The sequence below is a fragment of the Patescibacteria group bacterium genome (assembly GCA_028707495.1).
In the GTDB taxonomy this organism is placed as follows: Bacteria; Patescibacteriota; Patescibacteriia; order UBA2591; family JAQWAS01; genus JAQWAS01.
Genome location: JAQWAS010000001.1, coordinates 1 through 14700, shown reverse-complemented (window position 1 = coordinate 14700; position 14700 = coordinate 1). Strand labels below are relative to the sequence as shown.

The window sequence follows — 14700 nt, the reverse complement described above, 5'->3', positions numbered from 1 at the left end:
GAATCCAGTGTTTAATTGGTATAATAAATTTTTAAAGTAAATCATCGTATAAATCTCTCCAGTGTGAATTAAATTCTTCAATTAATCTAATCTTCCAGGATCTAAACCACTTTTTAAGTTGTTTTTCGCGTTCTAAAGCTAAATTAATATCATTATATTCTTCATAATAAACTAATCTATTGATTTTGTATCTTTTAGTAAAGCTATCTACTACGCCCTGTTTGTGCTGATAAACTCTTTTCTTAATCTCTGAAGTTACTCCTACATATAAAGTACCATTGCGTTGACTAGCTAGTATATATACATAATACTTGTTTGTGAAAAACATTTTAATGTGACTAATTTTTATTTTTTTAAATTAACGTTTAAGTGTGATCCACCCTGGATTCCCGCCTTCGCGGGAATGACATTTAGGTTAATGTGGTCGATTATATGTCTTGTCTACCGGCGGACTCCAGAATGACGGATCTATTAATTATTTTTTAATGAAGCCACATTAACCCCGCCTTTAAAATTCTGATCATAAGCGAAAAATTGAGATTTAACATTACCCTGCATGTCAAAAATTCTAACTTGCGGTCCACCCCCTGCTCCAGCCCCGATAATAATTTCAGCCTGATCATCACTATTCAAATCAACCTGAGCTAAATTAACGCCTCCCAAAAAATTTTCATTAAAACCTAAGAATTGAGATCTTAGATTGGCTTGTTTATCAAAAACTCGAATATAAGGCCCAACGCCAGAAAAAACCGAACTAACTATTTCATCAAAACCACTCCCATCTAAATCACCGCTCACCACATTAATTCCACCGCGAAAAGTTTCTAAAAAGGCCATAAATTGATTTTTAACATTCCCCTGCCAAGTAAAAATTCTGACTTGTGGTCCACCACCAACACCCGCGCCAACCATAATTTCTTCTAAATAACTACCATCGACGTCGCCGGTTGATAAACTCACCCCACCTTTAAAATTTTGATCAAAAGCATACCATTGACTAATCAAGTGTCCATTGGAAGTATAAATTCTAATCAAAGGTGAGCTATTTTTCATTTCAGCCGTAATAATTTCAGCTTGTGCATCGCCATAAACGTTGCCTACAGCTACTTTAACTCCATTGCGATGAGTTTCATCAAAAGCCATGAAATGACCCAACAATTCACCCTGCTGATTAAAAATTTTAACATGCGGTCCTCCGCCAACACCCGCACCAGTTACAATTTCTTCTTGTCCATCACCATTCACATCACCAGTTGCTATATTAACTCCGCCTTTGAAATTTTCTTGATAAGCCATAAACGAACTCACTAAATAACCATTGGATTTAAATAATTTAACTTGCGGTCCACCACCAGCGCCTGGCGCAGTCACAATATATTCGGCCACAGGCTGATTGACAAAATTAGTATAAACTTCCTTGACCGCCTGATAGGTATTTAATAAACCCGTACCCAACTCGCCATTTTTATATTTAGAATTCCATTGATCTATATTGGTCGCTGTTGATAATATTATATCACGAATCTGAACATTAGAAATTTGTGGATTGACTGCTTTCATTAAAGCTACCGTACCCGAAACTAAGGGCGTAGCTAAAGAAGTGCCTGTCCAATAACCATCATATGCTTTTTGAAAATCTTGATAAGCTGGATTTGTATATTGCGTAGCATAAAAACGTGTACCTGGTGCGGAAATATCTACACACTTAGAACCATAATTGGAAAAATCAGCCTTTTGGTTGTTATGATCAACCGCAGACACACCAATCACAATATTTTCTTCTATAGTATCACTACAAACCGGATAAGACGGTTGTTTGTTTAAATTTTCACCCACCTCGGCCGTGTCATTCCCAGATGCTGCCACAATCACTAAGCCAGCATCCCAGGCGCGCTGAATAGCATCTTGCAAACCCTGACTATAATTATGACCCACAAAACTCATGTTAATTATATCTGCACCATTTTGAATAGCATAATCAATCGCTTCAATTACGTCAGTTGTGTCACCTATTCCCAAGCTATTTAAAGCCCGCAAGGGCATAATTTGTGCCTTGTAGGCCACACCAGCCAAACCTAAGCTATTATTCGTTTCAGCCGCTATCACGCCAGCCACCACTGTGCCGTGATTAACACCGCCTTCGTTGTATAAACCCCCAATTTTAGGTCGGGGATCATTATTATTATTCACAAAATCCCAACCATTGACATCATCAACAAATCCATTATTATCATCATCTTTATAATTACCAGCAATCTCTTTAGAATTGGTCCAAATATTATTTTTTAAATCTTCGTGATCAATATCTACCCCAGAATCAATTAAAGCCACGACGACTTTGTCCGATCCCTGAGTCAAATCCCAAGCCTGTGAAACACGAATTTTAGCTAATTGCCATTGTTCATTTAAATAATAGGGATCATTGGGTAAAAAAGCTTGACTAAAATTAATATTAAAAAAGCCTGATATTAAAATCAGCATTAAAATAGCTAAAAATGTTTTTTTAAATTTAAAAATTTTCATAAATAAATTATATATTTGCTTGTATCCTAAATAGGATACAGCGTCCTGGGTGTCATTGCGAGCGCAACGCAGTGAAGCGTGGCAATCCCGCTGGATTTACAAAAGATGTTTATAAACGCCAATTCGTCATCCCGACTGAAATTCTGACGAGAGTCAAGGTCGTTTAAATCAAGGGCTACCTTTTGACTCCCGACTTTCGTCGGGACTCCAAAACTACCACCTAATACCTAATCCCTACCACCTGTCCTACAACGTGCCGAATTCAATCTTGGCTAGATTTTCATCTGTAATACCCAAACCCAACTCACGCATCACATCAAAAGCATCACTTGGCCTTCCTAAATAATAAGCTTTTTTATCAACTGGATTAATATAATACGCTCGGCCTTCGTCATCCACATCAATTAAAATATTACCTAAAACATAATCTGGATAATAAGTATAACTCGTAATAAATTCATGTTTAGCGCCCAAACCCAACTCGCGCATAATAGCAAATGCATCAGCTGGTCGTCCTAAATAAAAACGTTTTAATTGATCAGGGTGAATATAATAAGCCTCTCCCTTAGATTCAACCTGCAATAAAATTCTACCCTTTAATCTTTGAGTTAAAGTTGAATCTAATTCAACATCAAAGTCAACTGTGTCTTGTTGAGTAAATTCTGAAATTTCCTCTTCAGCTTCTTCTTCTGGCTCATCCTGATCTTCTGCCTCTTCTTCGGGTTCATCAATTTCTTCTTCAGGCTCTTGCACTGGTTCTTCTGGTTGCAGTGTTGATTTGATTATAGTTATTTCTGAATTTTCAACTTGATTATTGTTCCAATCACTGGCTTTGACTTTAATGTCATATTGTCCATCTAAGATATTTGTCCAATTATATTCCCAAGTTTCATAGTTTGAACCAGTAGATGTCACCTCCTGCCAAACCACTGCCCCGTTTTCAGATTCAACGCTTATTTTAACCCATGAACAAGTTGAACCGCCCTGATCTCGACACAAACCCTGAATAGTAAAACTATTATCCGTAATTTCCATACCGTCAGTCGCATTAGTTACCACTACTTTAGGATTTAAAGCATCGTAAGTCGCATTTCTAAAACTCTGTATCCCAGAATTAATTATAGCTCCATCAATAGGACCATTATTTTTTGAAGCTACGTAAACTCCTTGATCGCCTAAATCAAACTCTCCATTTTGATTAATATCTTCCATTTGTGGAATTTTAAATTGAACTCCTCGATTATTAGTTGGTGATGAACCAGTTTCAATACTCACAAAAATTCTCAATCCTTCAGCTGGTATATTTTGATTAAGATCTGACAAATACCAACTGCTCGTCAGACCATCCCAGCGAGTTTCTCCTAATTCATTATCAATGCCTAAACCCTGAAATCCAACATCACCAGCATCGCTCCAAACAACCACTTTTGCTATTTCATACATGTCACGTGCAGTTCCATTATTCATAAAAGTAATTGCATTTAAAACATCTTCAGTTCCGTCTGTTTTCTGATTGGGAATAGTTACATCCAGAACCAACTTGTCAAATTCTCGATTATAAAAAGTACTACTCGGAGCATCATGGTTGGTAAAATCAACCACATTTATTGCCCTAACATTAAAACCCATCAGAAAAAAAACTAAAACTAAACCAAAGATAAAAATTGTTTTTTTTGACATAAATTTATAATTTATAAATTTTACAAATATTTATTAATTTTTTAATCTATTTAATTCTCCTTTAACCATTTCATTCTCTGGATCTAATTCTAATATTGCTTGGTATTCTTCAATGGCTTTATTTTTATCTAAAACCATTTCATCATAATACAGTGCCAACTTAGACATTAAATCTATCTTCATTTCGGGATATTTTTCAATGCCGTTTAATAATAAAGGTTCTATTTCAGATTGCTTGTCTTTCAAATGATAGCGGTAAATACTAAATAATTCGTTATATGAATTTGTCCATTTAGGATTAAAATCTAAAATAAATAAATAAATTTCTTCTGCCTTCTCATAATTCTTTAAATTATAGTAGACATTGGCTAAATTATTTAAAACCAAACCATCTTTAGGTTTGATGGTTAATAAATAGTTATAAAGTTCAATCGCGCCATCATAATCCAATAAATCTTGTTTTAATCGTGCTAAATCAATTAAAGCGCTATAATCATCTTTGTCTTTGTTTAATTTTTCTATAATTTCATTATAGGTTGTCTGTTGCTTCTCATCCATTTCTAACCCTGTATTGATTTTAATTAAATCTTTATCAATAGGCTGTTGTTTTACTTTAATTTTAGTAAACAAAAAATAACCTAAAGCTAAAATAACTATTAAAATAATAGCTATAATAAAAACTTTCTTTTTATTCATTGGTTTTAAAATTAATAATTAATTTTTTATAAATCAATTATAGCATATTTAAAAAATAAAACCAATAACAAAAGAGGGCGCCCAAGGCGCCCTCTTTTTATCTATTTCAATCAAACAATCATATTAGTAGACAAATGTACCACCAGTGATTGGTAGATTCTTGGTTAAGGTAGAATCTACATCATTAGCTGTACTATTTTCCCATTCAATACCAGAGGTGATGTCTGAACCATTAACACTAAATTGTAATGTTTCATTCACGGTACAACCAGTTGTATCACCAAAGAATGAAATTGTCTTGGTTTCACCAGCTGGGATTACAATATCAAGAGTAAAGGCGTCTCCACCATTTACACTGACACTAACTGAAGCTTCGTCTAACCAAGCCGTACCAGCAGTAAAGGATTCATAAGTGATAGTCCCATCAGGTGATTTCCAAGTAGCAGCAGTTGTACCAGTTGGGTCACAAGTACCACTTTGAACAACTTCTAAATCTTCGATAGTAATATCATCGCCAGTAGCTGTTAAATCAATTCTAATCATTTCTTTGTTGGTTCCAGCAGTTGCTGTGCCACTAGGACTACTACTATTTAATGAAGCGGTTAATATACCATCATAGAGATAATGGACATATGAAGCAATTACATTACCAGCACTAGTACCCAATGAATCAATAGTGGTGGCAGTTAAAGTAGTACCAGAACTTACACCGGTAGCTACCATACCATAGCTTTCAGCGGCAGCAGCACCATTGGCACCCCAACCAGAATCGTTATAATCTGAATCACCAATACCAATTTCCAATGTACCAGCATCAGTTAAGTTAGCTTTATTAGCTAAATCAACTTTAATATCTAAGGTGATATAATCTGGACTCTTCGGTACGATAAACACACCAGAATTTAAAACAATGTGAGCATCGCCACCATTATCTAAGGTATAACCATTAGTTTGACCAATCTGAACACCATCAAGATAAAGTTTAACTCTATCAACGTTGGCATTGGCACTAGCAGTAGTAGCGATATAGAAATCAGTCACGCCAATTTCTTCATATTCTGCTTGGAATTTATAACTCATCATTGAGTTACCAGTTGTGCCAGCTACAAATTGAGCAGCAGCAGCTCTACCAGCAGCCGCGTTTACTTTTAACAAACCGACTGATTGAATGGTTTGAGCTTGGCCGGTACCAGCTGTTGATTCGGTTACCGCATTACCAGTATCAGCACCAGTAACTATAACATGAGCAGCAGTATTAGCAATCTTAAAGGTATGTGATGTACCTGTAGTAGCAAGTATATCGGCCTTTAATGTTAATCTGCTGGCCACGTCAGTGGCTACTATAATAGGAGTCTTGAAGGTGAAAGCAACCGTGTTAGCATTGGTCGATGTTGAAGAAGTGGTTTCTAATCTAATATTTTGACTTACACCATCGCTGGTATCTGGATCACCCCATAATTCTAGATTGTTAACACCAGAATAATCGGTTCCAGAACCTAAGGTATCAGTGACTGTGATAGATGAAACTCTAACATTTTCACCGCCAGCCGAAGCATCAAGATCAAAATAAGCAAAAGTAGCATCTTGAGCATTAATAACTAAGTTACCAGCAATTGGAGTCGCAGCAGTTACAACAGATAAAGCGCCAGCTTTAACTGTTTGGGTTTTACCAGTCACGGTCGCGGCTGGAGGAACGGTTGAACCACTTGAAGTTGTATAAGTGGTTTTACCCGAATTAGCACCTTTGGCGGTAATAGCACTGGCAGCCATTGAGAAATAAACTTGATCATTAGATGAACAACCAGAATCAATATCAGCCTTAAATGTATATTTATGAGTTCCCGGTTGAACAGTGTAAGAATCAGTTAAGTTGAAAGCTGTACCAGAAGTAACTGGGTCTTGTGGACCAGCTACAATATTGCCATTTTCATCATACATGGTAACGTTAGTAATTTCGCCGATAGCGGCAGTGGTGACAGTAATTTTAACCGCAGTGTTAGTAACATTGACCGGTTCACCATTAGCCACGAAATCTAAAGTAGCTAATTCAACTTGAGAACCGCCCGGAGCAATATAACCGGTTGGAGCTGTGTCGGAAGCTAAATTAACTGTTAAATAACCTTGATTAATGGTTTGAGTCTGACATGTACCAGCGGCAGCACAGAAATTATTTCTACTTGGAGTAATGCCAAAACCATAAGTATCACCAGTAATCATAATAGTGTAAGCAGAACCATCATGTAAATCAAAACCAATTGTTCTACCAGCACCAGAATTATTCATATCAGCTAAAACTGATAATTCTACGTTTTTACCTTTAGCGACATCGATATCGACATTAAATACGGCTCTACCGTTTGCATCTAATGCATCAACTGTAGCTAAAGTCTCACCAGTAGTGTCGTTAACTAATTTAATATTGGTAACATCAGTGTTGGCAGCCGTACCATTTTTAACAGCTGTAATTTGACTGATATTTAAGCCTTCAGCTGAACCAGCTGTAATCTTAATTTGAGTAAACATAATATCAGCGGCATCTGTATCAACGGTTAAGTCGGTAGTATTTCTAGTACCCAAAGAACCATTATATAAAGTAGCTGTACCAATGGTAATACCAGTGTTAATAGTAGCACTGTTGCCATAAATTGGGAATAAACCCGAAACTGTAGCAGTTGTGGTTACATCGCTAGCATTAGCAATACCCAATATAAGAATATTACCATCATAAAGGGCAGAAACTGTCATAGTAGCAGCTAAAGTTAAGGTTTTTGTAGTATTAGCAGCCACTAAAACTGACAAACCACTAAAATTGGCTTGATGTGAAGAATTTAAACTTTGACTGGTACCCAATTGAGTTGCACCATCAAATAATTTAATTACATCAATAGCCGCATCATTACTTAAACCACTGCGAGTAACTTTTAAACCAGTAATAGTTACATCGTTAGTACCAGCTGTGAAAGCAACTTTAGTCATTGCGACATTAGCTGCAGCTGCGGTACCATTAGTTGGAATAGTTTGTTGAGCTGGAGTATCAGCAGCTAAGGAGACTGTTAAATCACCAGTTACGGCTACACTATCCCAAGTACCTGGAGTGGTTAAAGCAGTTTCAACGCCAGTAATAGTGTCGCCTGATGTATAAGTTTCAGTCACAGTTGCTAATGGAACCATATATTCGCCATTGCGCATATAACCATTTGCTTCTAAAGCGGCAGTTGAGCTGAAAGCTCTTTTAACGCCACCGACTAAAACATAAACTGTATCATCACCGGCATACTTAATTAAAGTACCATCGGTGTGTGTATCTGAATTTTCGACCATATCTCCCAATTCATAGTTGAATTGTGATAATAGATTATCAGGTACCCATGTTACAAAGGTCCAAGCTGGATCATTGTAAAGGGCTTGATAAACTGTTGATGAGATAATTGGTCTGACTTTTGTGTCTTCAACTACAAAGACGGCAGATTCATCTGCGCCATGAATTGAAGCATCTGTACCTCTAAACATTGAACCATCTCTGAATGGAACTGGAGCTCCATCAGTATAACCTGAGATTTCGCTTGAGGTAACAGTTTTTACGGTGTGATAATCGGCTGGATAACCCCATGAGTGATAAACAGCTGCATGAGGAAAAACTCTTTTAGTTGAACCTTGGATAAGATAGGTAGCTGATGAACCGGCTACTTTTACTAAATCGCCTTCGGCAATTGTAGTAGCGTGAGCAACTGGAACAAAAGCTGTCAAACCCATGGCCCAACAAAGAACAGCCATTAAAACACCAAGATAAATTCCTTTTTTCATAATAAATTTTGTGTTTTAAAGACCTCATCTCCTCTTGATGTTATTCTGAATACAACGTTGGAATAGTTGTCATTCTGGAAGGAACCTGCCGAATCGGCAGGTGACTGATAGAATCCCGTGAGATAACCAACTGGCGCTTAAAAACTATTTTTCTATTCTCCCCTCCTTTTTATAAGGAGAGGGTTAGGGGGTGGTTGATTCTGTTTTTAAGATAACCAGAACCACCCCACCCGCCGAGTCGGCGGGCACCCCTCCTTCGTAAGGAGGGGAATCTGTTCTAAACGTTTTTTGTAAACATCTCGGGATCCTATCATCCACCCACTGGCGGACTCCAGGATGACACTTTTTTCAACGCTCTATTCAGAACAACATTAGATTTGACGAAATCTTGTTGACCTTTTAAGGTGAATAAGATCCACCTTACGGCGTCGACCTTTCTCGATCTTATTGTTAATTTTGCCTGATTTTTAATTATTTAATTTTTTTTAAATCAGGGTTTATTAATAAATAAATCTAGCTCATTCGACTAAACGAACTAGGTTGTGGAGGTAAGCAGCTGTCATTCTGACCCGCCGATTCGGTGGGGAAGAATCCCGTGAGATTTACAAAAAAACTTTTTAAAACGCTAATTCGTTATCTCTCGGAATCCTTCATCCGCCTTAGGCGGATTCAGGATGACAATCGTTTTACTTTACCATCACAACTTAATTCGTTTATTCTTTTTTAATTCCACCCAAAACCTCATCTGAGTCGATTTTAATCTCTTCAATATCGACTGGCTTGGGTTGAACTATAATTGGTTTTTCAATGATCGGTTCTTCTATTTGTTGACCATCGCCAACAACCGAATCAATACCAGTTGTCGCTTGGTCTATTTTAATTTTGGTTTGCTGAACTTTTTCTAAAGCTCCAGCTAAATTTTCTTCAGCGATTAATTCTTTGGCTGTATTTAAATCTTGTTGCACGTCTAAGACGTTTAATTTTTCATCTAAATTCTTAGCTTCAAGCTTAACTAATTCTTGACTAATTTTATCTAAAATTTGTTGCTTATCACCATTTAATTTATTTTCATCAATATTCGCAATTAAAATTTCTAAAGATTTTAAATTCACCTGACTAGTTGAATCCAACGAACTGACAATTTTTTGATTGATTTCGTCGTTCATAGCCACACTCACCGTCTCATCTTCAACCAAAAATTTGTTTAAAGTTTTTTCATAATTTTCAACTTCTTGACTAGCCATCTTAGCCACTTCTACAATTTTAACCTTATCTTGTGTTTGGTTGGCGACTTGATGAGCTTTTTCTAAACTCAATTTGGCGTCTTGAATATTTTTTTCAAAAGCTGATAAAGACTCAGAAACTCGATTCGGATCTTTGGTTAATAATTGATTGGCTTCATCTAATCTTCGGCCAGCGAATTTTAAACCTAATTCGATTTTATCTTCTTCCTGAGCTAGAGATAATTGAATTTTTTCTGAAGCTAATTTAACCGAATAAAAAGTATCACCCGGCAAAGAATCTTTTGAGGCACTCACTGTAAAAACCGAACCACTCAAAACTACAATTAAAATCGCCATAACGCTGGCGGTCACTCTAACTAAATGTGGTAAGACTTCCCAATCTCTAAAAACTTCTCTAGTCCAATTGAAAAAGAAAAAGCCCTGCTCTTGTGGTTCCAAATCTTTAGCTTGCATAATTATATCATTACGTAAAGATTTTTGCCAATTTTGATCAGGTTGAATGTCTTGGAGTTTTTTCAATTGTTTAATTATGTTCTTCATTTGAATTTAAAATTTGTCTTAATGATTCCAATCCGCGGTGAATGATTTGACGTGTTGCGCCTGGAGTACGATTTACAATTTGGCTAATTTCACCAACAGAAAATTCTTCTAAGTAATAAAGTATAATCGCTTCTTGATAATCTGGGTTAATTTTTTGTAAAGCTTTTTTAACTTGTAAAATGTCTAAGTTTAAAATAACTTTTTTTTCTAAACCTTGACCTTCTTTGTCAGGTAAACTTTCTAATTCCTCTTGATCGATTGATTGAATTTCTTGAGCCCTGCCTTGTTGGCGATAAAAATCAGCGATCGTGTTGCGTGCCACTTGATATAAGAAAGCGTTCAAATTTTCAATTTCTTTGTCTGTTTTTTCAATTAAATAATTCAACGTTTTAATAAAAATCTGACTGGTTAAATCTTCTGCGTTTTCTTTGGTGGAAACTTTTAAAAAAACAAAACGATAAATTTTTTCAATATATTTATCGTAGATAGCTGCAAAAGCTCGAACATTACCACGTTGAATTTGTTTAATGATTCGTTGATCGTTCATTAGAGTAGACGCACAAATTAAATATTTGTTACACCTGAAAGATTTTGTCATCCCGAAAATTATTCAGGATCTACTTTTAGGTATGTGTGTATAAATAAATTATCTTAAATTATAGCACATTTAAAATTTAAATCAAGAGCAGAATAAATATTTTTATACTTGACAAGAAATTTAATATATGATAGAATTATAATAGCAACTTAAAAACAACTTATCCCGAAAGGAATAAAAATGAAAAAGAATGCAATTTGCATTATCTGGGGATTTCTCTGCTTCATTCTGTTTGTTGTAGAGGCTGATCTTATAATCAGCCTCACAAACAACCGATTTGTCACCACGAGTATTCTTGCGGTGGTAAATATTATCCTTTTCCTCGGAGTCGTATATGCGACTCAAGAATACATCCCCAATTCTAGCGAAAAAAATCGCTAAAGAAATAGCCCCTTGTCATTATTGTTTTGATGAGGGGTTTTATAATTTTATTTTTAAAAATAAAATTTAGGGTGTCATTGCGAGGGTACCAAAGGTACCCGTGGCAATCCCGTAAATCAACACTCCGTGCGACAATTTACTGGATTACTTCGTTCGTCCGCCGAGTCGGAATAATGAAGCAATCTCGTAAAATGGCGTGAAGGGTTTTAATTTACGGGATACCTAAATTAAGCTCAATACAGGTTCTATTGTTTCGTTCTGGGGTGACATTTGGGTATTTAGCATAACACAACTCTGTCATGCTGAACTCTAGTCCGCCAAATCGGAGGATGTTTCAGCATCTGTGGACGCCCATAACGTTAATTTTAAATTAAAATGTCTTATTTAATTACAGATCCTGAAATAAATTCAGGATGACAATATAAAAATTTAGGAGGACACTGATGACACTAGGGATTCAGAATGATAGCAAAATTGACGTATATGGCCACCATGTTTCATTTATAATGACATCTTGCCAGCTTTTAAATAAGTAAAAATATATTTATAATTTTATATTAATCAACAGCTCTTTCCCTAAATCTGTGGATAACTTTATTTGCAATAAAAAATGAATATATTATAATAAATTATACAATATACTATAATTAATTATAAGGTTACTTTTTATCTATCCCATTTATTTATACAATATAATATAACTTAATAATAAAACTATGATTAATCAAAATACTACCAATGACTCAATTTTAAGAATTTCTATTTCTGAGGCTAGCCGTTTATTTGGCGTTTCAACTACAACTATTCGCCAAGCTATTAAAAACCAAGAAATTCGTTATGTGGTGGTGCGCGGTAGATATAAGCTTAATTTTCAAAGTGTTTTGGAGTGGTCGCAAAATAGCACCCGCCGACGCAATCAACGCGATCAACAGGGTTTGGGTGCTTTTGTTGACCAATGGAAAATCAATAATAAACTCTATTCCCCCAATCCCAAAGTTGTGGAAAAAGAGTAATCTTATAAATTTTACAACCACCCCTTAATCCCCTCCTTACTTAAGGAGGGGAAATATTTTTTACCCTGTTTATGGTAGGGATTTTATTTAAAAATAAAATACAATTAGAAAACGATATTTTGGAATATTCCCTTTTACGCAAAATAAAAATTATTTAAACTTAAATACATCACATCAACGTATCGATTTATAATAAAAATAAAAAAGCCCGAGTATACACCCGGGTTTTAGTTAGCAATATCAACCCATACCAATTTTAAAGTGACGAAATTTCACTTTAATCTTATTTACCAGATAAAATGGCAATCCTCCTGTTACCCCTCCAATTGCCATGCCAATAATGAATTGGATAATAAACGTTAACATGAAACCAACAACAAATACCATAATTCCAAGGTTCATGCTGTCGAGCACATAAAATGTGTAGCAGAAAGCTAAAAACAAAGGCAATCCGACAAGCCACATTAATGTGTCCAGAAAAGATTGAATACTGACATTAGAAATTTGTTCTTTGATTCGTAGAAGTACCGAAAACATCGCAACGGCAACAACACCGAACACTATAGCTTCCAGATAAGAAATCATGTCTCCTTCTTTCTTTTTGTTTAAATTGATGAAAATCCTTTTATTTAATAGTTTGTAAAGAACAAGTTTGTTTGACTTTATAAGTCTTATCAATTAAATTTTGATATAAATCTTGAATTTGTTGTACAATATTCTGCCAGTTATAATTTTTATTAATTAATTCTTTAGCTGTCTTAGCCTTAACTTTAATAATTTCTGGTTGTTCTAACAATCTTTCTAGTTTATTTTTTAAATCATCAACTTGACTACATTTAAATGAAAAACCACCGATGTCAACTAATTCTAAATTTTCTGGAATATCGCTAGCTAAAACTGGCACTTCATAATTCATAGCTTCTAAAATCACAATTGGCAAACCTTCCGACTCTGATGGTAAAATAAATAAATAAGCATTTCTAAATAAAGTTTCTAACTTATCCCCAGTTTGATTGCCGGTTAAAATAATATCTTTTTCTTGACTAGCTAAATTTTGAATCTCTTGAACATAGTCATCTGTGAAAGCTGATCCACCGACAATAACTAATTTCATGTCTTTTCTATCTTTAAGTTGTTGCCAAGCTTGAATTAAATAATGCGCCCCTTTGTGTCTAACTAAACGCGAAATCATCACAATATATTTTTGAGACGTTAAATTAAATTCTTTCAAAATTTCAGTTTGTTTTTCGTCAGCCAATTTTTCTGTTTGGATATTAACGCCATTAGGAATATAAACTGAATCTTGTTTATAGTTATCTTTAATGTAATTTTGTAAAGTCCGTGAAACACTAATTGTTTCATGTGGAAAAATAGAAGCCGCAATCTCGCCCATTCTTAGAGCTAATTGAGCAAATTTACCCCATTTCTGATGTCTGCGATCAACACAGTGAAAAGTCGCCACCACTTTAGCTTTGGGCTTAAATATACGTGGAATCCAAGCTAATAAAGAAGGACCAACGCCATGATAATGGATAATGTCATAATTTTGAAACAAACTATGAACTGAAGCTAAAAAAGTGTGAACAATCGCGTCCAGATGTTTGGTGTGAATTGAAGGCAAACTAATTAAATTTATTTTTTGATAATTAGTTAAATTTTTATCAGTATAATGTGGTCGAGTATAAACAAAAACTTGATGACCAAAATCAGCCAAGCCTTTACTTAGTTCTTCAACGTGGCGTTCAATACCTCCGTATTGTGCCGGTATTCCTTTTTGACCAATCATGGCAATTCGCATAAAATTATGAAATTTAGTTAAATTGATTTAAATAAAATAAACGTTTTAGTTCTGAGTCTCGCCCCATTACCAATTAGCGTAGCGATTGGTATGTGGGGTCATGGCAATTCGCATAAAATTATGAAATTTAGTTAAATTGATTTAAATAAAATAAACGTTTTAATTTCGCGTCTCGCCCCATTACCAATTAGCGTAGCGATTGGTATGTGGGGTCATGGCGATCTTCATAGTAAAATATTTTATCGAATCATTTTCATTAACCTTAGCATATCTAAAAAATTTTGTCAAGGGCAAAAGGGTGCATTCTACTCCGAAGTGAAACATCAAGACAACTTAAAGGGGCACACGTTTTCAAGTAAAATGATTATTGAGCAATCAATAATTAACTTGATAAACAATATGCCCTACAAACATTTTACCTTA

10 protein-coding genes are annotated in these 14700 nt (G+C 35.2%); 1 reads left to right on the top strand and 9 read right to left on the bottom strand.

What is annotated here, in order from left to right:
* Window positions 1–31: 31 nt before the first annotated feature.
* From PHS07_00050 to PHS07_00020, 7 genes are all read right to left on the bottom strand, one after another.
* Window positions 32–328 (bottom strand): GIY-YIG nuclease family protein, encoded by a 297-nt coding sequence (locus tag PHS07_00050; GenBank protein MDD4606720.1) that lies wholly within the window; start codon window positions 326–328, stop codon window positions 32–34.
* Window positions 329–471: 143 nt separating this feature from the next.
* Complete coding sequence (locus tag PHS07_00045) at window positions 472–2523, bottom strand: S8 family peptidase (GenBank protein ID MDD4606719.1); 2052 nt, start codon at window positions 2521–2523, stop codon at window positions 472–474.
* Window positions 2524–2769: 246 nt separating this feature from the next.
* Window positions 2770–4203: a hypothetical protein gene (locus tag PHS07_00040; protein ID MDD4606718.1), complete on the bottom strand. Its 1434-nt coding sequence runs from the start codon at window positions 4201–4203 to the stop codon at window positions 2770–2772.
* Window positions 4204–4236: 33 nt separating this feature from the next.
* Entirely contained in the window at window positions 4237–4899 is a 663-nt protein-coding gene (locus PHS07_00035; GenBank protein ID MDD4606717.1) for a tetratricopeptide repeat protein, read from the bottom strand.
* Between the two features lie 123 nt (window positions 4900–5022).
* Window positions 5023–8703, bottom strand: coding sequence for a hypothetical protein (locus PHS07_00030; protein MDD4606716.1), 3681 nt, complete (start codon window positions 8701–8703; stop codon window positions 5023–5025).
* A 713-nt stretch (window positions 8704–9416) separates the two neighbouring features.
* On the bottom strand, window positions 9417–10487 hold the full coding sequence (locus tag PHS07_00025) for a DUF5667 domain-containing protein (GenBank protein MDD4606715.1): 1071 nt from the start codon (window positions 10485–10487) through the stop codon (window positions 9417–9419).
* On the bottom strand, window positions 10471–11034 hold the full coding sequence (locus PHS07_00020; protein MDD4606714.1) for an RNA polymerase sigma factor: 564 nt from the start codon (window positions 11032–11034) through the stop codon (window positions 10471–10473). The genes PHS07_00025 and PHS07_00020 overlap by 17 nt, the downstream gene beginning before the upstream one ends.
* 1148 nt (window positions 11035–12182) lie before the next feature.
* Here PHS07_00020 and PHS07_00015 point away from each other — a divergent pair.
* Complete coding sequence (locus PHS07_00015) at window positions 12183–12479, top strand: excisionase family DNA-binding protein (protein ID MDD4606713.1); 297 nt, start codon at window positions 12183–12185, stop codon at window positions 12477–12479.
* A gap of 240 nt (window positions 12480–12719) precedes the next feature.
* Here PHS07_00015 and PHS07_00010 read toward each other — a convergent pair whose 3' ends face one another.
* Together PHS07_00010 and PHS07_00005 are read right to left on the bottom strand one after the other, a co-directional pair.
* Entirely contained in the window at window positions 12720–13064 is a 345-nt protein-coding gene (locus PHS07_00010) for a hypothetical protein (protein ID MDD4606712.1), read from the bottom strand.
* Window positions 13065–13104: 40 nt separating this feature from the next.
* Entirely contained in the window at window positions 13105–14265 is a 1161-nt protein-coding gene (locus PHS07_00005; protein MDD4606711.1) for a glycosyltransferase family 4 protein, read from the bottom strand.
* Window positions 14266–14700: the final 435 nt, after the last annotated feature.